Source organism: Sphingomonas bisphenolicum, assembly GCF_024349785.1.
Taxonomy (GTDB): domain Bacteria; phylum Pseudomonadota; class Alphaproteobacteria; order Sphingomonadales; family Sphingomonadaceae; genus Sphingobium; species Sphingobium bisphenolicum.
On record NZ_AP018818.1, the window covers coordinates 644,901 to 664,839 of the forward strand.

The 19,939-nt window shown below is 59.9% G+C and carries 21 protein-coding genes; 18 read left to right on the top strand and 3 right to left on the bottom strand.

Features of this window, described 5'->3' with window-relative positions; genetic code table 11:
- Positions 1 to 36 precede the first annotated feature (36 nt).
- Positions 37 to 624 (top strand): TetR/AcrR family transcriptional regulator, encoded by a 588-nt coding sequence (locus SBA_RS21315; protein WP_261936927.1) that lies wholly within the window; start codon positions 37 to 39, stop codon positions 622 to 624.
- A gap of 561 nt (positions 625 to 1,185) precedes the next feature.
- On the opposite strand, the gene SBA_RS21320 is transcribed toward SBA_RS21315, so the two are convergent.
- A complete protein-coding gene (locus SBA_RS21320) occupies positions 1,186 to 2,184 on the bottom strand; it encodes a tyrosine-type recombinase/integrase (protein WP_261936928.1) in 999 nt (332 codons plus the stop codon).
- Between the two features lie 5 nt (positions 2,185 to 2,189).
- Positions 2,190 to 2,471 (bottom strand): Arm DNA-binding domain-containing protein, encoded by a 282-nt coding sequence (locus SBA_RS25325; RefSeq protein ID WP_390902472.1) that lies wholly within the window; start codon positions 2,469 to 2,471, stop codon positions 2,190 to 2,192.
- A gap of 208 nt (positions 2,472 to 2,679) precedes the next feature.
- On the opposite strand from SBA_RS25325, the gene SBA_RS21325 reads away from it, so the two are divergent.
- The 7 genes from SBA_RS21325 to SBA_RS21355 all read left to right on the top strand — a co-directional run bounded on the left by SBA_RS21325 (position 2,680) and on the right by SBA_RS21355 (position 8,024).
- Positions 2,680 to 3,027: a ThuA domain-containing protein gene (locus SBA_RS21325; protein ID WP_261936929.1), complete on the top strand. Its 348-nt coding sequence runs from the start codon at positions 2,680 to 2,682 to the stop codon at positions 3,025 to 3,027.
- Positions 3,028 to 3,199: 172 nt separating this feature from the next.
- Positions 3,200 to 4,426, top strand: coding sequence for an MFS transporter (locus SBA_RS21330; RefSeq protein WP_261936930.1), 1,227 nt, complete (start codon positions 3,200 to 3,202; stop codon positions 4,424 to 4,426).
- 3 nt (positions 4,427 to 4,429) lie between these two features.
- Positions 4,430 to 5,440 (top strand): sugar phosphate isomerase/epimerase family protein, encoded by a 1,011-nt coding sequence (locus SBA_RS21335; RefSeq protein WP_261936931.1) that lies wholly within the window; start codon positions 4,430 to 4,432, stop codon positions 5,438 to 5,440.
- 12 nt (positions 5,441 to 5,452) lie between these two features.
- Positions 5,453 to 5,845 (top strand): C-glycoside deglycosidase beta subunit domain-containing protein, encoded by a 393-nt coding sequence (locus SBA_RS21340; RefSeq protein ID WP_261936932.1) that lies wholly within the window; start codon positions 5,453 to 5,455, stop codon positions 5,843 to 5,845.
- 92 nt (positions 5,846 to 5,937) lie between these two features.
- A complete protein-coding gene (locus SBA_RS21345) occupies positions 5,938 to 6,876 on the top strand; it encodes an alpha/beta hydrolase (RefSeq protein WP_261936933.1) in 939 nt (312 codons plus the stop codon).
- Positions 6,877 to 6,963: 87 nt separating this feature from the next.
- Entirely contained in the window at positions 6,964 to 7,521 is a 558-nt protein-coding gene (locus SBA_RS21350) for a thioredoxin family protein (protein ID WP_261936934.1), read from the top strand.
- Positions 7,512 to 8,024, top strand: coding sequence for a hypothetical protein (locus tag SBA_RS21355; RefSeq protein WP_261936935.1), 513 nt, complete (start codon positions 7,512 to 7,514; stop codon positions 8,022 to 8,024). Before SBA_RS21350 ends, SBA_RS21355 begins: the two co-directional genes overlap by 10 nt.
- Positions 8,025 to 8,036: 12 nt before the next feature.
- On the opposite strand, the gene SBA_RS21360 is transcribed toward SBA_RS21355, so the two are convergent.
- Positions 8,037 to 8,615, bottom strand: coding sequence for a TetR/AcrR family transcriptional regulator (locus SBA_RS21360; RefSeq protein WP_261936936.1), 579 nt, complete (start codon positions 8,613 to 8,615; stop codon positions 8,037 to 8,039).
- Positions 8,616 to 8,836: 221 nt separating this feature from the next.
- Here SBA_RS21360 and SBA_RS21365 point away from each other — a divergent pair, with 221 nt between their 5' ends.
- Genes SBA_RS21365 through SBA_RS21410 form a run of 10 tightly spaced genes read left to right on the top strand, consistent with a single transcriptional unit; the run spans position 8,837 to position 19,877 of the window.
- The gene (locus tag SBA_RS21365; protein ID WP_261936937.1) at positions 8,837 to 9,952 is read left to right on the top strand and encodes an LLM class flavin-dependent oxidoreductase; all 1,116 of its coding nucleotides are present in this window, start codon (positions 8,837 to 8,839) and stop codon (positions 9,950 to 9,952) included.
- A 57-nt stretch (positions 9,953 to 10,009) separates the two neighbouring features.
- The gene (locus SBA_RS21370) at positions 10,010 to 10,597 is read left to right on the top strand and encodes an NADPH-dependent FMN reductase (RefSeq protein WP_261936938.1); all 588 of its coding nucleotides are present in this window, start codon (positions 10,010 to 10,012) and stop codon (positions 10,595 to 10,597) included.
- Positions 10,594 to 12,984 carry a glycoside hydrolase family 3 protein gene (locus tag SBA_RS21375; RefSeq protein WP_261936939.1) on the top strand — a complete coding sequence of 797 codons (2,391 nt, stop codon included), beginning with the start codon at positions 10,594 to 10,596 and terminating at the stop codon, positions 12,982 to 12,984. The genes SBA_RS21370 and SBA_RS21375 overlap by 4 nt, the downstream gene beginning before the upstream one ends.
- Complete coding sequence (locus SBA_RS21380; RefSeq protein ID WP_261936940.1) at positions 12,981 to 13,883, top strand: VOC family protein; 903 nt, start codon at positions 12,981 to 12,983, stop codon at positions 13,881 to 13,883. The genes SBA_RS21375 and SBA_RS21380 overlap by 4 nt, the downstream gene beginning before the upstream one ends.
- Positions 13,884 to 13,886: 3 nt before the next feature.
- Entirely contained in the window at positions 13,887 to 15,044 is a 1,158-nt protein-coding gene (locus SBA_RS21385; RefSeq protein ID WP_261936941.1) for an alpha/beta hydrolase family protein, read from the top strand.
- An 11-nt stretch (positions 15,045 to 15,055) separates the two neighbouring features.
- On the top strand, positions 15,056 to 15,835 hold the full coding sequence (locus SBA_RS21390; RefSeq protein ID WP_261936942.1) for a cyclase family protein: 780 nt from the start codon (positions 15,056 to 15,058) through the stop codon (positions 15,833 to 15,835).
- A 2-nt stretch (positions 15,836 to 15,837) separates the two neighbouring features.
- Complete coding sequence (locus SBA_RS21395) at positions 15,838 to 16,797, top strand: fumarylacetoacetate hydrolase family protein (RefSeq protein ID WP_261936943.1); 960 nt, start codon at positions 15,838 to 15,840, stop codon at positions 16,795 to 16,797.
- A 13-nt stretch (positions 16,798 to 16,810) separates the two neighbouring features.
- Positions 16,811 to 17,935, top strand: a complete 1,125-nt coding sequence (locus SBA_RS21400) for a Gfo/Idh/MocA family protein (RefSeq protein WP_261936944.1) — start codon at positions 16,811 to 16,813, stop codon at positions 17,933 to 17,935.
- Position 17,936: 1 nt separating this feature from the next.
- Complete coding sequence (locus SBA_RS21405) at positions 17,937 to 18,995, top strand: sugar phosphate isomerase/epimerase family protein (protein WP_261936945.1); 1,059 nt, start codon at positions 17,937 to 17,939, stop codon at positions 18,993 to 18,995.
- 39 nt (positions 18,996 to 19,034) lie between these two features.
- Entirely contained in the window at positions 19,035 to 19,877 is an 843-nt protein-coding gene (locus tag SBA_RS21410) for a 3-keto-disaccharide hydrolase (protein WP_261936946.1), read from the top strand.
- Positions 19,878 to 19,939: the final 62 nt, after the last annotated feature.

Below are 19,939 nucleotides of genomic sequence, written 5' to 3' on the forward strand. Positions count from 1 at the left end.
TTGACCGAGCGGTTGAGTTTGCGGGGAGGCGAACCTATGTCTGAGAAGAAAACAGCCTATCATCACGGCAATCTTAAGGCGGCGCTGATTGAACTAGCGGAACGCCTTATCGAGGCGGGTGGCTTTGAAAACCTCACGATGCAATCGTTGACAGACGGCGTTGGCGTGCAGCCAAGCGCGGCCTATCGGCACTTCCGAAACCGAGAATTTCTACTTCGCAGCCTCGCGAAGCGAAGCTTCGACAGATGGAACGAAGAGATAAAAACGATCATCGAGCAAACCCCGCCCAAGCAGCGGACGGACGCCTTCTTCCGTTTCTTTTTTCGTTCTGCGCTCGCGCAACCACAGATGTTTCGACTGATGTTTGTCTCTGAATATGGGCGCGACTCTCGCTCTATCGAGGGAATGGTCAGCTTCCTAACCTTGGAAACGGCAATTGCCCAGCTCTCCCCGGAACAGGATGAGGAGACTATTCGCGCCCGATTGCTATCAAGCTGGGGGGCCATTCATGGCACGGCGCTACTGCTCATCGAAGGACGGCTCCAGCGATTTTATGTCGGTCATATGGATACCGATGATTTGGTCGATCATATCATCGCAACCCAGATTCACTCGCCGCCCTAGTTTCGAAATCCTTTGTCGCTTTGATCTGAACGCCGGACCTCTGTGAATGCATGACTCGTTTATCACGAATTTTACCGCGATTTCACTTGCGCTTATCATCTAAGCCGATCGAACTATCAAAAGTCACGGAGAACCGTGGCTTTTAATCAGGCATCGATGTTCACCTGAGCCAGATTATTGATAACTTAACAAGCCTCAAACTTCCAATATCGCCCGGAAGCATTCATCTGATTAGGTGTTGCAGATGAGGAGAAGACTGATATTATTTGCTGCGCGGGCAGACCAAGACAAGGAGCTTGGTTTGTATGATCCACTGCTGCAAACAATGCGGGGTTTCACATGGGTGAAGCTCTCCAGGCCTCACATCGTCGGCACATTCCCCAAAGCGGTGCCATCGGTTTCTCCTCGCAGATGATAACGGTCGCCGAGTTTGCACGTCTCGCCCGACTATCCCGCCGTCAAATCGATAGATTGCGTAGACGTCGACCGGAGAACTTTCCCCGCGAATTCGAACTGGGAACCGGGGACAATAAATATCGTCGCTGCCCCCGTTTCCGGCTATCAGAGGTCCAAGCTTGGCTCGAGAGCAGAGCGCTGTGGTGACAGTTCTTCGGCTATGCCTTCAGGTGGCGCTTCCAACGCTTCATCTACCCCACAGCGTCGCGCAATGCGTAGAACTTCATCTTCCCAAAGTCTAAAGCCCAGCGCCTTCTCCGACTCCATGTCGTATTGGTCATATGTGCGTACAAGAATGTCTTTTGAATGGTTCAACATCGCTTCAGCCGTTTCGAAGTCGATCCCAATTTTCCTGGAATTTGTTCGAAAAGTACGGCGGAGATCGTGTGGAGTTATCCGAGTAAACTTGCTGTCTGCCATGAAAATCATGCGGTTGACCACTCTGTCCCATGCGAGTCGCCACGTTTGCCTGCAGGGACGTTCTGCCAAAGCAGCGGGGAACAGCCAATCTGAACCTGAACGAAATAGTCGCTTTGCCCAAGGTCCTAGAGCAATACTGTGAGCGCATCTATTTTTGGAGCGTTCCGCGGGAATGGTCCACACTCCATCCTGAAGCTCCTCAGTCTTCGCAAATAGCACCTCTGAAAATCTGGTTGCGGTCAAAAGCAGAAGCAAAATTCCTCTACGGAACTCAACTCTCTCTTCCACAAGGGCTTGCAATAACCATTCCATCTCAGAGACAGTCAAATTTCGCGATCTAGGTTTCTCCGGAAACCGCAAATCCTTCAGGCGATGAGATGGATCAGCAGAGAGGCCAACCTCCTGACCTCGCAAAGATGCCGCCCATTTAAAGAACGTCACTAATTCTGCTGACAAACGATTTGCAGCAACTTTTGCGCAATTCCCTTTTTTCTCTACGATTTTCACTAAATCATCCTCTACGATATCATGTATCAATCTCTTTCCTATTTTTGAAGAAATATCTCTTTTAAATATATCCAACTTTGTTTTTATGGTTATTGGTCTACAAATGACATTTTTACTTGAACATCTCCCTTCATTTGCCGCCTGCATATATAATACATGGGCATCCCTTACGGTCATATTTTTTAACTTATTTTCCTGATGCCAAATGTCTCTGGGATCTCCCCTTCATCAATGATCCTATTTATGTCATTCGCCCACGTTCTGGCATCGGCAATCGAAAATGCCGGATACGATCCAAGAGTACGCCTCAGAAACCCATTTTTGCTGGGGACCCAACGCATGTATTTCCAGACCTTTTTTCCACTGGAGAGAACCTTGACTGAGAGCCCCGACGTTACGGGATCATTCATTGCTCCATGCGCCAGAGAATCGAGCGCTGCCGGCGTAAGTTTCTTTCTGCTCATGACGCACTTCTTTCGACAACGATCGCACCTAATAGACCGCGATAAAATCGCGATAAAAGAGGTGTCCAATCCCGTCTAACTGAGGCGAATCCGGTCCTTTCGCACTTTTGTGAATTTTGAAGCAAGCCCATGGAATCAATCCGCTTTTCTGTTGATTCAGCGGCTGCAATTCCGTCGAGAAGGTCCGACCAGTATCTGAAATGACGACATGTACACGAACATGCGGATGGACCCGGACGCGAAGATACACGTTCTGGCAACCGCGCGTGACACTTCGGCCAGCTATAATCCGAAGCTGACCGGCCCCAAATATCCGGTCGCCGCCTACACGCCCGAAAAGCTAAAGGCGATGAAAGGCATGGACGCCGACCATCCACAGGTATGGACCGCCGATTATGGCAAAGGCCGCGTCTTTTCCATGACGCTCGGCCACGACGAGGTTTCGCTGCATTTTGCCGGCCTTCAGTCGTTGATCCTGCGCGGAACGGAATGGGCGGCAACGGGCAAGGTCACACTGCCTGTCCCGGAAGAGGCCAAGGATTATCCCACGGAATGATCGGATTGACCACGGCGCAAGCGCTGCGCAGGGGAGCTTCATTGTCTCAGGTGATCTTTGCATAACCATGCCGGATCGAGCAGGTTGACAGCGCCCGATGTTATCAATAAACGAATAATAGTTCTAATTAGAGATGACTATGAGTCGTCCGATGTAGAGGAGCCGAAGCGCGGTGCGTTCATTGATCGATTTTTTCCGACGCCTCACGCTGGTTCCGCAAGGGATCACCATCGTTGCTGCCGGCTTCTTGCCGGTATTCGCGATCGTATCGATGTTTCCCGCCATCCCGGCCATCATCGACCATTTTGCTGGCGATCCTGACGCCCGGTGGAAAGTGCCGATGATGGTGTCTGCGCCCGGCCTCACCATCGCGCTGATTGCGCCTTTCGCGGGCTTCTTCGTGGATCGCTTCGGCCGCCGCCGCCTGCTGATCGGCGCGACGCTGCTTTACGGTGTCGTCGGCACCGCCCCTTTCTTCCTCGACGGTCTTAACGCGCTGATCGTTTGCCGATTGCTATTGGGCGTCGCGGAAGCGGCGATCCTGACCAGCGTCAACACATTGATCGCCGATTATTGGGACGATCGTGGCCGCAAGGACTGGCTCTTTCTGCAAGGCGTCTGCGGTCCCTTTCTGGCGTCCGGGGTCATCCTGCTCTCTGGCGCGGCGTCCTCGATCCGCTGGAACAGCATCTTTCTGGTCTATGCCGTCGCGTTTCCGATCTTTCTTGCGATGATCGCCTGGTTGCACGAACCGCGTCGCGCCGATGGCGCCACCATCGCCGATATCACGCAAAAGGAAAAAGCGCCCGCCACACGCTTCCCTACCGCATCGATCGCGCTGATCGGGGTCGTGACGCTGGTCGCATCGGCACTTTATTATGTATTCATCATCAGCGGCTCACTGGCCTGGCGCGAAGTCGGCGTCATGGACCCGGCGCGTATCGGCCAATTGACCGCCATTCCCAGCCTGTTCGTCATTCTGGGCGCGCTGATCTTCCGTCTGATGGGCAATATGTCCCACAAGGTGAAGCTCGCCACTGTCTTCGGCCTGCTCGGCGTTGGGCTCGCGGGCATCGGGCTGGCGCCCGACTGGCGCTGGCTGACCGCGGCGCTCATCGTGCAACAGACAGGCGCGGGCATGGCCGTCGCCACGATCATCCTCTGGGCGCAAAGCATGTTGCCCTTCGAACATCGTGGTCGTGGCATGGGTATATGGACCGCCTGTTTCTTCTTCGGTCAGTTCTCCAGTCCCTGGCTGGTGCACCAGGCCGAAAATCTCGTCGGAACCATGCAGGGCGCCTTCCTTGCAGCGGGTCTGGTAGGCGTCATTGCCGCCTTCATCATCGGACTGGTGCGTTCGACACACACCCCGGCCCCCTCCATCGCTCCAGCGGAGTAATTTATGACAATCGACATCAAACGGGGCGTCAGCCTCTACAGCTTCCAGCACGAGACCTTTCAGGGCAAGATGAGCCTTGAGGATTGTTTCAAGACCTGCGCCGACATGGGCGCGCTGGGCATCGAAATCATCGGCGAACAGACCTTTTGGGGCTGGCCCGAAGCGACTGTCGATGAAACGAAGATCGACGAATGGCATGCGCTCATCAAAAAGTATGACGCGACCGCCGTCAGCCATGACTTCATGCTCGATTATAAGCGTTACAAGGGCACGATGATGGCCTTTGACGAGCAGGTCGCCAGCGTGAAGAAGGACATCGACTTCGGCGCGCGTTTGGGCATGAAATATATCCGTGCGCTCGTGTCGATCGCCCCGGAAGTTCTGGTCGCGGCCGCGCCCTATGCCGAAGAAAAGGACATCAAGATCCTGATCGAAGTGCACGCGCCGCTGCATTTCGACCATCCCTGGATCATCCGTCACGCCGAAGCCTTCGAGAAATCGGGATCGGACGCGCTGGGCTTCCTGCCCGACATGGGCATGTTCCTGTTCAAGTTCCCGCCCGTGTGGAAGGAACGCTTCATCCGCAACGGGGTGCCGCAGAAGATCGCCGACTATATCGAGACCGCCTATGAGGACCGCGTGCTGTCCGAATATGTGATCCTGAACGTGCGCGAGATGGGTGGCGAAGGTCCGTCGCTGGGCATGGCCGAAACGCTGCGCCATAATGCCGCGTACGAGCCGAAGCGGATGCTTGACTTCATGCACCGCATCCACAACGTCCATGGCAAATTCTACCAGATGGACGAAAATCTGGTCGAGCCTTCGATCCCCTATGACGAGATCGTCAAGGTGCTCAAGCAGGGCGGCTACAAGGGCTATATCTGCTCCGAATATGAAGGCAATCGCTGGATCGAGGATGCGTATGAGGTCGATTCCGTCGAACAGGTCCGCCGTCAGCAGGAAATGCTGAAAGGCCTGATTGGCGAACCCACCCCCACCGCTATCGCAGCCTGAGGAAATACGACCATGTTCGACAAGATGATGCTGTGTGACGAAGGCCTTGAAAATATCGTCGAAAATGGCGAGACGACCGGCTTTTCGCTGCTTGCCCGCCTGCCCTATTACCGTGGCCTTGGCCTTTCGATGATCGAGGATATCGGCCTTGGCGTCGATGGTGAACCGGTAGCGCGCGAGGACGTTCGCTTTTCGGTCCGTGGCCGTAGCTGGACGCTGGACGAGTTGGAGACCGTCTATGACGATCGTTGGAACTTCGGCGAGAAGGCGACGGTGATCGTCAAGCGTCCCGGCGGCCTGACGCCCGGCGCGCACAAGATCGATATCGCGGTGCGGATGCGCGTGTCCTATCTGCCCTTCGTTCCCACGACCAAAACGAGTCGCGAACTGCAACTCGCGGCCTGATCTGTGAACGGCATGGCGGCGCACGACGCCGCCATGCCGACTTGCGCACCCCATGCGGGTTGGGCGCGAAAAATCATAAAAGGGAGAGAGAGATGATCCGACGTCCATCATGGCGTTCGGCCTGCATGACGCTGGCCTTGCTTTGCGCCGTACCGCAGATCGCCCAGGCGCAGGCGGAAAATGCGGTGCAGAAATTCAGTTTCGCACCCACATCACCTCCCTCTCAGGCTAATGAGATTCCCTTGCGCACGGGGCCGCAAGCTCCCGATGTTCCGGCAGAAAACTGGTTTTTGATGAATGGCGAGTTGAACGTGCGCAACGTATCGGCCGCGACCCTGACCCCTTTCCTGCCAAGCCCGGATAAAGCGACCGGCACCGCCGTCATCGTCGCACCGGGCGGCGGCTTCCTTGGCCTCGCCATGGAAACGGAGGGCTTTGCCGTTGCGCGCTGGCTGGCCGATCATGGCATTGCGGCCTTCGTTCTCAAATATCGGCTTGTGCCTACGCCCGCAGACTTTGGTGTCTACACGACCGAGTTGAGGGCTGCCTTCAGTGGCAAGCCGACCGGCGTGCGCCCACCACAAGACACGCCAGCCTATGCGCGCGACGATGGACTGGCCGCGCTTGCTCTGGTTCGGTCGCGGGCAAAGGAATGGCGGATAGATCCCGCCCGTGTCGGCATGATGGGTTTTTCCGCCGGCGCCTTTACGACAATCGTCACGACGCTGAGCGCAAAGCCGGGCGAACGCCCTGCCTTCATCGCGCCGATCTACGGCCGCCTGACGACGCGCGAGGTGCCCGCCGATGCGCCGCCCATGTATGCGGTGCTGGCAGCGGACGATCATTTCTTCGCCAGTCAGGGTTTCGGCCTGATCGATGGCTGGTTGCAGGCAAAGCGCCCGGTCGAGTTCCATCTGTACCAGAATGGTGGCCATGGCTTCGGACTGGGCCGCCCAGACACGACCAGCAACGGCTGGATTGAGGGGTTCAAGAACTGGCTGACCGTCAACAAACTGTTGGGACAACGTTGAGGCATCGCCACTTCTGAGGGGGAAAGGACGAACATGCTCCGAATGTCACGTATGGAAGGGCTGGGATCACGGGCTCATCCTTTTGCTTTGCCCGATACAAATGGCCGGATCACGACGCTGGATGATTTTTCCGGCTCGCCTGCCTTGCTTGTGGCGTTCATCTGCAACCATTGCCCCTTCGTGCTGCACCTGATCGAGCAGTTTGCATCTTTCGCAAAGGACTATGCGCCGCGTGGCCTAGCGACGGTAGCCATTTCGTCCAATGACCCGGGCGAATATGCGGAGGATGATGTCGCCCATATGGCGCAGTTCGTAACGGACCATGGCCTGACCTTTCCCTATCTTCACGACGAAAATCAGGATGTCGCGCTGGCTTATGGCGCGATCTGCACGCCGGATTTTTTCCTGTTCGGGCCGGATCGCACGCTCTTCTATGCAGGCCAGTTCGATTCCAGCAGGCCCAAGATCGATCGACCGCCGGTCCCCGGCTTGCCGCCGCTGCGCACCGACCTGCCCGTGACGGGCGATGACATGCGCGTGGCCGTCGATGCGCTCCTTGCCGGACGCCCTGCCCCCCAACCCCAACGCGCAAGCGCCGGATGCAGCATCAAATGGCGTGAGGATCGCGAACCATCATGGGCATGACGCAGGAACTATGGCTCGCCCCGGCGGCTGTCCAGCTTCAGGAAAGCGGGCCTGACTGGCTGGATGTCGTGGACGATAAGGACTGGTCGAACGGCGGCGGCTTTCATCGCGGCTTTTCGTCCAGTTTTCGTGTCCGCCCGGAACGCAAGGTCTGGTTCCACTTCCCGTTCCAGCTACCGACAGGCGGCGTAGTCGATCAAGTCTCGCTGCTCTGGGAAACCGAAGAAGGCGCCTGCATCAGTTGGGTCTGCGTGCATCATGGTGGTATGCATCGCCAGCATGTGTGCGAACCCAACACACCGCTGACGGGCACGCCGGAACCGTTCGATCCACCGGAATTGTGGCGGCAATTCTACCCTGCATCGAACCGACTGCGCACCGACCTGCCGGTCGCTCCGGTCATCGAGACGCGATTTGGTTTCCAGCTGTGCGTGCAGGTGGATGGTCCAGGCGTGGTGCGCTTTTATGGTGCCGGACTGCGCTTCACCGCATCCGGCGGCTAACGCACCGTCGCATCAGGGCGCGGGCGCGCGCAGGAAAGCTGCACACATGATCGCCAAATCTTCCTTCAGCTCGTCCCAATTGCCCTGATTGGCCGCTTCCGGTGACGATCCGAGGCCCAGAAACCGCGCGAGCGTGTAATAGATCATCCTGAAGGCATTGCCGACGAGGCGATTATGGTCGGGGCGGCCAAATTCGCTGGAGTAGCGCAACATCTGCGTTTCGGCCTGCTCCGTCAGTTTCTCTGCTGAACTGCGACCGAGCGCAGAAATAGAGTCATCGTAAATGGCCCGGAACATGATGGGGCGCAGGACCGGGCTATAGCGCTTGAGCAATTCCGCATAGGAATCGACAAAGAGCTGCGCGAATTCGTCAAGACTGACGGCCTTGTCGCTGATGTTTTTCATCAGCGCATCTTGCTCCTCACCGATTTCGGCGAGAACGCGACCATGTACGGCACGGATAAGATCATCCTTGCTGTCGAACCGCAGATAGATCGACCCGATCGAAACTTTGCCCGCCTTGGCCACTTCAGTCAGCGTGAAATCATCATTTCCACGCTTCACCATCAGCTTTTCGGCAGCCTTCAGCATGCGCTCATAGGAGGCGCGACTACGCCCCTGCTGAGGTACGCGACTGGCCTCTGCCGGGCTGGAAATAGAATCATTCTTCGACTTGGCGGTTGACACTGGGGGCATGTTGACCTTATCAATAATGAGAACATTGGTTCTAATTGAGCCTTAGTCTGACGGCTTTGGCCGAGAATGTAAATAAGCTGTCAAAAGTGCGCCAAAGGGCAGCGATGGAGGGGATAATGCGCTTTTCTGTGTTTCTGAACGCTCGTTCGATGGCTGCCGAAGAGGATCGCAAGTTGATCCAGGATCTGACCGCGCACGCCACCCAGGCCGAAAAACTGGGCTTCGACGCGATCTTCATGCCGGACCATCATTTCAACGGCTATATGCCGATCGCGTCCGACAGCTTCATGTTCGCGTCCTATCTGGCCGCCAAGCTGCCACGAATGCATTTCGGCTTCTCCGTCGTCTCCGTGCCGTTACACCATCCCGTGCGCTTCGTCGAGAGGATCAACATTCTCGACCAGTTGACCGATGGGAAGCTGCTGGTGGGCGTCGGCAGCGGCACGACGCCCGAAGAGATGATCGGCTTTGGCGTCAACTACAAGGAAGCCGGCCAGGTTTCGGAGAACAACCTCGCCCTTGCCGAGCAACTCTGGGCCAAGGCTATGGAAGATCCGGCGATCGAGATCGACAATGGTCCGCACAAGGGCCGCGTGCTTCAGCGCATCGCACCGGCGCAATATTCGCCCCGCCACGCCCGCCTGATGCCCGTCGCCATGAAAGAAGCCAGTGCCCGTCGCGCCGCCGAAAATGGCTGGCCCGCCTTCATTCCCGCCTTCACTCCGCCCCAGATCGGCGGCACCGAACCGATGAAGCATGTCGCCAAATATTTCAGCGTCTATCGCCAGATGCTGGACGAGGCTGGCCATTCGCCGGAAGTCATCGCCAGTGCGCTCGATTGGACAACCCATACCTACCAATGTGTCCATGTCGCCGAAACCGACGGGCAGGCGCGCGAGGAACTGGAAGTGATATTGCGTTCCTACCAGGACGCGATCGAACGAGAGGCCGAATTCAACGCGCGCGCGGAATCCGATTCCGCGAACAAGAAGACCGATCGCACACCCAATGCCCTAACCGAGGACTGGATCGGCACATGGTGCCTTTACGGTTCACCCGAAACGATTGTCGAGCATCTCAAGCCCTATGAGGAACTGGGGATCGGCAACATCCTGTGCGGCACGACGACCGGACCGCTGACGGAAGAACGGTTGCGTCTGGGCGACCAGACGTTGCGCCTGCTGTCGGAAAAGGTGATGCCCGCGTTCAAGGCGACCGAACCCGCCGAATGAGTTGATGATGAGCGCGGCCCATCAGAAGGCCGCGCCATTCTATAAAAGGAGTGCGATATGTCGGGTTCTTCCTCGCCCCGCGCCAAGCGGATCGTCGGCCTTGGCGGCACCTTCCGTCAGGCGTCCTCCAGCGAACGGCTCGTGCGCGCCGTTCTGGCGGAGTGCGAGGCGATGGGCGCGCAAACGATCATGTTCGATGGTCCCGCCCTTGCCCGGCTGCCGCATTACAGCCCCGAACAGCCTGGCCGTTCGGATGAGGAAACAGCGCTCGTCGATGCCGTTCGCAATGCCGACGGCATCGTCATCGGCAGCCCCGGCTATCATGGCGGCTATTCGGGTCTGGTAAAGAACGCGGTCGACCTGCTGGAGGATCTGCGTTCCGACGACCGCGTCTATTTCGACGGATGCCCGGTCGGTCTGGTCGTAACGGCAGCCGGTTGGCAGGCATGCGGCACCACCCTTTCCGCGCTGCGCGACGTGATTCATGCGATGCGCGGATGGCCGACCCCGGTCGGCGTGGCCGTAAATTCCGTTGAACAACGTCCGTTCGGACCGGACGGCACGCTGAGCGATGAAGGCATCGCACGGGCGGTCCGCGCGCAGGCGCAGCAGATCATGTATTTTTCCATGGAACCAGCATCATGACCGATAGCGTGACCTTGACCCTGAACCAGCGCCTGGCGATGAGCGCCGGCGCGACCATGTGGACCACCTTGGGCTATGAGGAGGCGAACATCCCGTCGCTGGCGATGGCAGACGGCCCGATGGGGATCGCCAGTGGTCGCGTGGACGAACGTGACATAGCCCTTCTTAGCCCCTGCCCCACTGCTCTAGGCGCAAGCTGGGACGTGGAACTGAACCAGCGCATCGGCGCGCTGGTTGGCGGCGAAGCGATCCGCATGAGCGTGGACATGGTCCTGGCACCCAACATCAACCTTGCCCGTAGCCCGCTCGCCGGTCGCGCCTTCGAATATTTTTCGGAGGAACCGCTGCTGGCCGGCATACTCGGCGCGGCATGGGCAACGGGCCTGCAAACGACCGGAACCGCTTCGGTCGCCAAGCATCTGGTCTGCAACGACAGCGAAACTGACCGCGACAGCATGAATGCTGTCGTGGACGAACGGACGTTGCGCGAAATCTATCTGTTGCCGTTCGAACTGTGCGCGGACGCGGGCGTCGGCGGGATGCTCGTCGCCTACAACCACCTGAACGGCGACTGGTGCGCGGAACAGCATCATGTCATGACCACGATCGTAAAGGGCGAATGGCGCTTTCCCGGCGTGTTGATGAGCGACTGGTTCGGCACGCATTCCACTGTGGCAACACTGAACGCCGGGCTGGATCTGGAAATGCCGGGGCCAGCCCGTTTCCTTGGGGCCAAGGCGGTCGAAGCGGTTGCGCAAGGCCATATCAGCGCAGATCGGGTGACCGATGCTGCGTCACGCGTCGCGCGCGCGGCACTCCGGTTCAAGGGCGAGAAGAACACCCCGATCACGGGCAAGGCCGCCAGCGATCTGCTCGTGGAGGCCGCTGCCGCCGGGTTTGTCCTGCTGCGCAACGAAGGCGACCTGCTACCGCTGGCGCCCGAACGCGACCGGCATATCGCCATCATCGGTCCCAACGCGGCGGCTCCCTGTTATCAGGGCGGCACCTTCGCGAAGATTGCCGCCGCGCCCGACACCGTCCGTCCGCTGGAGGCGATCATCGCCCGCTTCGCCGACCATGCCCGCGTGGATTACGAACCGGGCGTCGATCCCCAGCCGCGCCTCCCATCCATGCCGGTCAGCCCGGCGCGCGATCTGGGCGATGGCTATATCAATGGGATGACCGTCGATTATTATGACGGACAGGCTGAGGACGCACGCCTGATCGCCAGCGAAACCCGCGACGTCAACTCGCTCGTCTGGTTCACGGGTGTCCATGATGATGTCGCCGCGCTCGACCGGCCGGCCCGCATTGTCGCACGCGGCATTTTCCATGCGGAGGATGACGGCGATCATATCTTCTATGTCGGCGCGACTGGTCCGGTCATCTTGCGCATCGACGGCGTCGACCTGATCGCACAACAGGAAGCCATCCCGTCGTCCGATGTGATGGGCAAGCTCAAGAGCGGCGATGCCCGTCAGGCACCGATGGCGTTAAAGGCTGGTGTGGATTATGCGATCGAGGTCGAGTTCACCTACGATTCCGCTCGGGTGCATGGCCTGTGGTATGGCATCCGTCGCCCGGATTCGCCCGAAGCGATGCTGGCCCGCGCGGTTGCTTTGGCAAGTCAGGCCGATGCCGTCGTCCTGATCGTCGGTGAAACGTCCGACGCCAGTGTGGAAAGCAAGGACCGCAGCGACACCCATTTGCCCGAAGAACAGATTGCGCTGATCGAGGCTATCACGGCGGCCAACCCACGCACCGCAATCGTCGCCAATGTCGGCCATGCCTTCGATACAAGCTGGGAAGACAAGGCCGCAGCCCTGCTCGTCGCCTGGTATCCGGGCGAAGGCTTTGGCAACGCCATCGCGCAGGTTCTGGCGGGGGACAGCGAACCGGGCGGGCGGATGCCGGTGTCGATCGCGCGGCAGGAGGCGGACTATCCTGCCTTGTCGCTGACACCCGACGCCAACGGCGACCTGATTTACCGTGAGGGAACGCAGCCGGGTTATCGCGGGATGGCCAATCCCCGGCACACGCTGGGCGCTGGTTTCGGCTATGCCGACATCGCACTGCTCTCCGCCGATATACGACCGGATGGCGACGGCTACATCGTCAAGGCGTCGGTGGAGAACCGATCCGATCGGCCCGGCAGTCATGTTGTCCAGGTCTATCGCCGAGAACCGGAATTGGCGCTGGTCGGCTTTGCCAAGGCACATCTCGAAGCAGGCGAACGCAGCGACCTGACCATCGCGGTTCCCAAACGCCGTCTGCAATATTGGAACGACGGCTGGTGCGACATCGCTTCTCCCAACCTCTTCGTCGGCCGTTCCGCAGCCGATGCCGCCTTTGATCTTTCTCTTTCCGTGTCGGAGCAAATCGCATGAGCCGCGTTACTGAAATCCGTTATGTCGGCTATGCCGTCACCGATCTGGCGGCCGAGCGGGCCTTCTATGCCGACCAGTGGAAACTGGTCGAGGCCGGCGAGAAGGATGGCATGGTCTATTTCGCGGCCGATGGCGGGGAAGAGGGCTATGTCGTGCGACTGCGCGCAGCAGCCGAGAAGCGCATCGACGTGATTGCGCTGGCCGCGGACAGCCGCGGCGATGTCAATGCGCTGCATGACAAGGTCGCAGCCTCGGGCGCGCGGATCATCTTTGCGCCCAAAGATCTGGACACGCTGGGCGGCGGCTATGGCTTCCGCTTCTTCTCCCCCGACGGCCTGACCTTCGAGATTTCGAGCGATGTCGCCCGTCGCGATGCGCGCGAACTGGTCCGGTGGGAAGGCGTGCCGCAGAAGATCAGCCATATCGTGCTGCATTCGCCCGATCATCAGGCGATTGTGCAATGGCTCTGCGACGTTCTGGGCTTCAAGATCAGCGACTGGCTGGGCGATTTCATGTGCTTCCTGCGCTGCAACGACGCGCATCATCGCCTCGCCATCCTGCCCGGACCGCCCTGCCTCAACCATGTCGCCTATGACATGTTGAGCGTCGACGACATGATGGTGGGCGTCAACCGGCTCAAGCAGAAGGGCACCGATATCCGTTGGGGTCCGGGGCGGCACACGGCTGGCAACAACACGTTCAGCTATTTCACAACGCCCGCCGGCTTCGCAGTCGAATATACGTCCGAGCTGGAATATGTGGATTTCGAAAGCCACGAGGCGAAGATCCATATCCCCGGCCCCAAGGTGATGGACCAGTGGGGCATCGGTGTCGGCGGCCCCCAGACGATGCCGCACCCCGAACCCGACAAGGGGTTGTTCGAGGCGGTGGAGGTGTAATTCATGGCCCTGTTCGAATATTTCCCCAATTATATCTGGAACCTGTCGGTCGCGATCGCGATGGAGAGCGGCGCGCAGCTCGGCGAAATCATCGACATGTGCAAGCCGATCAAGGACGCGGCGGATGGCGGTGCCGACGCCGGTACGCCGATGTTCATGAAGGCGTGGGCGGCGACGGGCGAGAAGCTGCTCGATCTGGCCGCAGAGGATGAGGCCAAGGGCCGCCATTTCTCCGCCTCGAACAAGCTGGAGCGCGCATCGCTCTACCTCATCACGGCCGAGCGGATGCAGGGCCATGGCGCGCCGGGGCGCGAGGCGACCTATGCAAAGGCGCGGGCAGCGTTCGACCGATCGACCGCACTGGGCGCGATCAACCGCGAGCGGGTCGAAATCCCGCTTGAGCAGGGCACCATGCCCGCGCTGTTCACGCGCGCGCCCGGTGAAGGGAAGAAGCCGGTCGTCGTCTTCTGCAACGGCCTCGATAGCTGCAAGGAACTGCTCTACTGGACGCGACTGCCGCAGGAACTGGCGCGCCGTGGCATTTCGACCCTGTGCGTCGATCAGCCCGGATCGGGCGAGGCGCTGCGCCTTCAGAATCTCCTTGTCGATCCGCATTCGGAGAGTTGGGCGAGCAAGGCTGTCGACTGGCTGGAACAGCAACCCGAAGTAGACCCCAAGGCGATCGGTATGACCGGCATATCGCTGGGCGGCCATTTCGCGCCGCGCGCGGTCGCCTATGAACCGCGCTTCGCCAGCGGCGCGGTCTGGGGCGCGAACCATAATTGGCGCGAAGTGCAGGACAAGCGCATGGCGCACGAGGGGGAGAACCCCGTCCCCCATTATTGGGCGCATGTCCATTGGGCCTTCGGCGCGAGCGATCAGAACGATTTCCTCGCCCGTTCCGAGGCGATGAACCTCAACGGCCATATGGACCGCATCCAGGTGCCGTTCCTCGTCACCCATGGCGCCAACGACCGCCAGATCAGCGTCGCCTATGCCGACGATCTTTACGACCAGCTCGTCAACTCACCCCGCCGCGAGAAGGTCATCTTCACGCCCCGCGAAGGCGGCGTGGAGCATGTCGGCGCGGACAATATGGCCTATGGTCGCGATCTGATTTCGGACTGGTTCGCCGAAACGCTCGGCGGCCGGACGGCCTAGGGAGAGCAGATATGGGCCGCCAATTCATAGACCTGTCGATCACGCTGGAAAACGACGTCGTTTCCGATCCGCCCTTCATGCGGCCCAAGATCACTTATGAAACGCATCAGGACACGGTGAAGGAGTTGCAGCACTTCTTCCCCGGCGTGACGGCGGAACAGACGCCGGGCGGCGAAGGCTTTGCGGCGGCGGAATGGGTGACGCTGACCACGCATAATGGCACCCATCTGGATGCGCCCTATCATTTTTCGCCGACCATGAATGGCGGGGAACGGGCGATCACGATCGACGAAGTGCCGCTCGACTGGTGCTTTCGTCCGGGCGTGAAGCTGGATTTCCGGCATTTCCCCGACGGCTATGTCGTGACCGCTGCCGATGTAGAGGCGGAACTCGCGCGAATCGGCCACGACCTCCAGCCGCTTGACATCGTGCTGGTGAACACGGCGGCGGGCAAGGCGCTGGGGCGACCGGACTTCGTCAATGTCGGCTGCGGCATGGGCTATGAGGCAACCATGTATCTTACCACGCGCGGCGTGCGCGTGACCGGCACCGATGCCTGGAGCTGGGATGCGCCGTTCAGCTACACAGCGCAGAAGGTCGAGGAGACGGGCGACACGTCGCTGATCTGGGAAGGGCATAAGGCGGGCCGCGACATCGGTTATTGCCATCTGGAGAAGCTGCACAATCTGGAAGTGCTGCCCGGCAAACGCTTCACCGTCAGTTGCTTCCCCCACAAGATCAAGGGCGCGTCGGCGGGCTGGACCCGCGCCGTCGCCATCATCGAAGAGTAAACATGCGCCTGGCCACATTATCCAACTCTCGTCCTGACGGCGAACTGGTCGTCATCTCCCGCGACGCGACGCGCTGCCTACCTGCGACCGGCATAGCGGACACGCTGCAACAGGCGATCGAGCAATGGGCAACGGTCGAACCGGCGCTGCATATTCTGGCCGAACGGGTTGAACAGGGGGATAGTGAGGCGCTCGATCATGAACGCCTGCTCGCGCCCCTGCCCCGCGCCTGGCAATGGCTCGACGGGTCGGCTTTTCCGCAGCATGCCGACCTTATGCAGAAGGCGTTCAAACTGCCGCCGATCGAGATGGACAGGCCACTCATGTATCAGGGTCTGTCGGATCGCTTTTTGACAGCGACGCAGGATGTGCCATTCCCCAGCGAGGCCGATGGTATCGATTTCGAAGGCGAGTTCGGCATCATCACCGGCGCGGTGCCGATGGGCGTGACCGCCGAGGACGCGATGGCCCATGTCAGATTGATCGTTCAGATCAACGACTGGTCGCTGCGCGCGATCGCGCCGGTCGAAATGAAAACCGGCTTCGGCTGGGTGCAGGCCAAGCCCGCCTGCTCGGTCGCCCCCTTTGCGGTCACGCCCGACGAACTGGGCGACGCCTGGCAGGATGGCCGGGTCCACCTGCCGCTGCACGTCACGGTCAACGGCGAATGGTTCGGCCACCCGCACGGGCGCGAAATGGCGTTCGGCTTCCACGACCTTATTGCCCATGCCGCCCGCACCCGCGATCTGGTCGCCGGAACCATCATCGGATCTGGCACCGTTTCCAACGCCGATTATGCAAAGGTCGGTTCCAGTTGCCTGTCCGAACGGCGTGCGATCGAGATGATGGAAGGCGGCGCGCCTGTGACGCCATTCCTGCATTACGGCGATCGCATCCAGATGGAGGTGCCGGGCAACATTTTTGGAACAATAGACCAGCGCGTCACGGCGGCGGCACCATAACAGGAGGACGGGGATGACGAAGCTACGCATGGGCATGGTTGGCGGCGGACCCGGTGCCTTCATCGGCCCGGTCCACCGCATCGCCGCCGAACTGGACGGGGAGATCGCCCTGGCGGCAGGCGCATTTAGCAGCAACGCCGCCCGTTCGCGCGATGCAGGCGAGCGTTATCGTATCGATCCGGCGCGTGCCTATGCCGATCTCGACGCTATGCTCGCCGCCGAAGCCGCGCGCGACGATGGCATCGCCTTTCTCTCCATCGTCACACCCAATCACCTGCACCTGCCCGCCGCGAAGGCCGCGCTGGCCGCCGGATTGCCGGTCATGAGCGACAAGCCCGCCACCGCCACGCTGGACGAAGCGCTGGAACTGCGCCGTCTGGTCCGCGCATCGGGCCAGCCCTATGCGCTGACCTATACCTATTCTGGCTATCCGCTGGTACGCGAAGCCCGCGCGCGCATCGCCGCCGGAGCCTTGGGCAAAATCCGCAAGGTCGTGGTCGAATATCCACAAGGATGGCTGGCGGGCGAAGCCAGCGGCAAGCAGGCGGAGTGGCGCGTCGATCCGGCGCGGTCCGGCCTTGGCGGCTGCATCGGCGATATCGGCGTCCATGCCTTTCACCTTGCCGAGTTTGTCACCGGCCTGTCGGTTACCGAACTGTTCGCCGATCTGGCCGCCGTCGTGCCGGGCCGGGCGCTGGACGACGACTGCACCGTGCTGCTGCGCTTCGACAATGGCGCGCGCGGGGTGCTGATGGCGTCGCAAATCGCGGTCGGCGAACGCAACGGCCTGCACATTCGTGTCTATGGTGAAAACGGCGGGCTGGACTGGCGACAGGAAACGCCCAATGCGCTGACCCTGCACCATAGTGACGGACGAACCGAGATCATTCAGGCGGGAGACGCAGCGCTTGGCCCGGACGCGCGCGCCGCGACGCGCACGCCGGGCGGCCACCCCGAAGGCTATCTGGAGGCATTTGCCAATCTCTACACTGACTTCGCGCGCCTGCTGCGTGGCGAACCCGCGCCGCTTTTGCCCGGCATAGACGAAGGCGTTCGGTCCATGGCCTTTATCGCTACCGCCGTCGAAGCTAGCGCGCGCCAGGCCGGTTGGGTTCCCCTCCTGATTCCCGGAGAATGATATGAAGACGATCAAAGGACCGGCCATTTTCCTGGCACAGTTTGCAGGGGATACGGCCCCTTTCAACAGCCTTGATTCTATCGCGCGCTGGGTTGCAGGGTTGGGATACAAGGGGGTGCAGATCCCCAGCTGGGAAGCGCGACTGTTCGACCTGGCCAAAGCCGCCGATAGCCAGGATTATTGCGATGAGGTCAAGGGCACCCTTGCCGCGCACGGCCTGACGATCACCGAACTGTCCACGCATTTGCAAGGCCAGCTTGTCGCGGTTCACCCTGCCTATGATGCGCAGTTCGACGCCTTCGCCGCACCGGAAGTGCGTGGCAATCCGGCTGCGCGACAAGCGTGGGCGGTCGATCAGGTCAAGATGGCCGCCCGCGCCAGCCAGCGCCTTGGCCTCACCGCCCATGCGACATTCTCCGGCGCACTGGCTTGGCCCTATGTCTATCCCTGGCCGCAGCGTCCGGCGGGGCTGGTCGAGGATGCGTTTGACGAACTAGCCCGGCGCTGGAAGCCTATTCTCGACATATTCGAGGACAATGGCGTCGATGCCGCGTTCGAGATTCATCCGGGCGAGGATCTGCACGACGGCATCACATTCGAGATGTTCCTCGATCGCGTCGGCAATCACGCCCGCGCCAACATCCTTTACGATCCCAGCCATTTCGTGCTGCAACAGCTCGACTATCTGGCCTTCATCGACATCTATCACGATCGCATCAAATGCTTCCATGTGAAGGATGCCGAGTTCCGTCCCTCGGGCCGGTCGGGCGTCTATGGCGGCTATCAATCCTGGGTCGACCGGCCCGGCCGATTCCGCTCCCTGGGCGACGGACAGGTCGATTTTCCCGCCATCTTCTCGAAAATGGCGCACTATAATTTCCCCGGATGGGCCGTGCTGGAATGGGAATGCGCGCTGAAACATCCCGAAGTCGGTGCGGCGGAGGGCGCTCCCTTCATCCAGCGCCACATCATCCCGGTAACCGAACATGCCTTTGACGATTTCGCAGCAGGTGGCGCAGATCGCTTCCTGAACCGCCGCGTCATGGGGCTGGCTGACTGACCGTAACGCCATGCAATCCCGAGAATGAGAGGAAAGACCATGAACCGCCGGGAATTAATCGCCAATTCGGCTTGTCTGGCGCTGTCGTCGCTATTGCCCCTGTCGACCAAGGCAGCGGAAGCAGAAACCGGCTGGCGACCGCTGTTCGACGGCAAGTCCCTCGACGGTTTGCGTTTCTATCAGGAAGGGGTCGGCGACGTTGACAAGTTGGGAACTGTCTCGATCGACAAGGGAGGGATCCTGCATTTCCTGCCGCCAAGCTATAAAGGGACGACCGCTCCCCCCGGCCACATCTCAACCGTCGCCGAATGGGAGAATTACCATCTCCGGCTTGATTTTCGCTATGGCGAAACACGCTGGCCGCCGCGCAAATTGCAACGGCGCAATAGCGGCATCCTCTATCATATGGGTCCGGAAACCGATCGTCTGTTTCCCGATTGCGTAGAGTTCCAGTTGGAGGAGGGCGACGTCGGCGATGCGATCATGGTCAACACCTTGGGTCTTCAGGGACCATCGCTGGGTGGCACGCCGCTTTGGCCCAACTGGATTCCGGCCTTTCCATCCGACTATCAAACACCCGTAAGAGCCGGGATATACAGTCGTCAGTGGCACAAGCACACTGGGGGGTATGAACGACTGGACGAGTGGAACCGTGTCGATCTCTATGCCTTTGACGATCAGGCGGCGCATCTGGTCAATGGTCGCATCGTCAATACGATCTTCAAGATGCTCAAGACAGACGCAAGCGGTAACAAAGTCCCCCTCACCAGAGGCCGCATTGCGCTGGAAATGGAATGGGCCGAGGTCATGTTCCGCAACGTCATGATCCGCCCGCTCGATCACAAAGCCATAGACCGGATCAAAGCGCAGGGATCAGACTGACACTCTCGGTGCATATTTTCCATGATGGAAACCTCTTGACGCTTGCGCCGATTCTAAATTAG

Bases quoted from the DNA above. Each gene is read 5' to 3' on its own strand.
- SBA_RS21315 (WP_261936927.1), top strand. From the start codon at position 37: ATGTCTGAGAAGAAAACAGCCTATCATCACGGCAATCTTAAGGCGGCG.
- SBA_RS21320 (WP_261936928.1), bottom strand. From the start codon at position 2,184: ATGACCGTAAGGGATGCCCATGTATTATATATGCAGGCGGCAAATGAA.
- SBA_RS25325 (WP_390902472.1), bottom strand. From the start codon at position 2,471: ATGAGCAGAAAGAAACTTACGCCGGCAGCGCTCGATTCTCTGGCGCAT.
- SBA_RS21325 (WP_261936929.1), top strand. From the start codon at position 2,680: ATGTACACGAACATGCGGATGGACCCGGACGCGAAGATACACGTTCTG.
- SBA_RS21335 (WP_261936931.1), top strand. From the start codon at position 4,430: ATGACAATCGACATCAAACGGGGCGTCAGCCTCTACAGCTTCCAGCAC.
- SBA_RS21340 (WP_261936932.1), top strand. From the start codon at position 5,453: ATGTTCGACAAGATGATGCTGTGTGACGAAGGCCTTGAAAATATCGTC.
- SBA_RS21345 (WP_261936933.1), top strand. From the start codon at position 5,938: ATGATCCGACGTCCATCATGGCGTTCGGCCTGCATGACGCTGGCCTTG.
- SBA_RS21355 (WP_261936935.1), top strand. From the start codon at position 7,512: ATGGGCATGACGCAGGAACTATGGCTCGCCCCGGCGGCTGTCCAGCTT.
- SBA_RS21360 (WP_261936936.1), bottom strand. From the start codon at position 8,615: ATGCTGAAGGCTGCCGAAAAGCTGATGGTGAAGCGTGGAAATGATGAT.
- SBA_RS21365 (WP_261936937.1), top strand. From the start codon at position 8,837: ATGCGCTTTTCTGTGTTTCTGAACGCTCGTTCGATGGCTGCCGAAGAG.
- SBA_RS21370 (WP_261936938.1), top strand. From the start codon at position 10,010: ATGTCGGGTTCTTCCTCGCCCCGCGCCAAGCGGATCGTCGGCCTTGGC.
- SBA_RS21375 (WP_261936939.1), top strand. From the start codon at position 10,594: ATGACCGATAGCGTGACCTTGACCCTGAACCAGCGCCTGGCGATGAGC.
- SBA_RS21380 (WP_261936940.1), top strand. From the start codon at position 12,981: ATGAGCCGCGTTACTGAAATCCGTTATGTCGGCTATGCCGTCACCGAT.
- SBA_RS21385 (WP_261936941.1), top strand. From the start codon at position 13,887: ATGGCCCTGTTCGAATATTTCCCCAATTATATCTGGAACCTGTCGGTC.
- SBA_RS21390 (WP_261936942.1), top strand. From the start codon at position 15,056: ATGGGCCGCCAATTCATAGACCTGTCGATCACGCTGGAAAACGACGTC.
- SBA_RS21395 (WP_261936943.1), top strand. From the start codon at position 15,838: ATGCGCCTGGCCACATTATCCAACTCTCGTCCTGACGGCGAACTGGTC.
- SBA_RS21400 (WP_261936944.1), top strand. From the start codon at position 16,811: ATGACGAAGCTACGCATGGGCATGGTTGGCGGCGGACCCGGTGCCTTC.
- SBA_RS21405 (WP_261936945.1), top strand. From the start codon at position 17,937: ATGAAGACGATCAAAGGACCGGCCATTTTCCTGGCACAGTTTGCAGGG.
- SBA_RS21410 (WP_261936946.1), top strand. From the start codon at position 19,035: ATGAACCGCCGGGAATTAATCGCCAATTCGGCTTGTCTGGCGCTGTCG.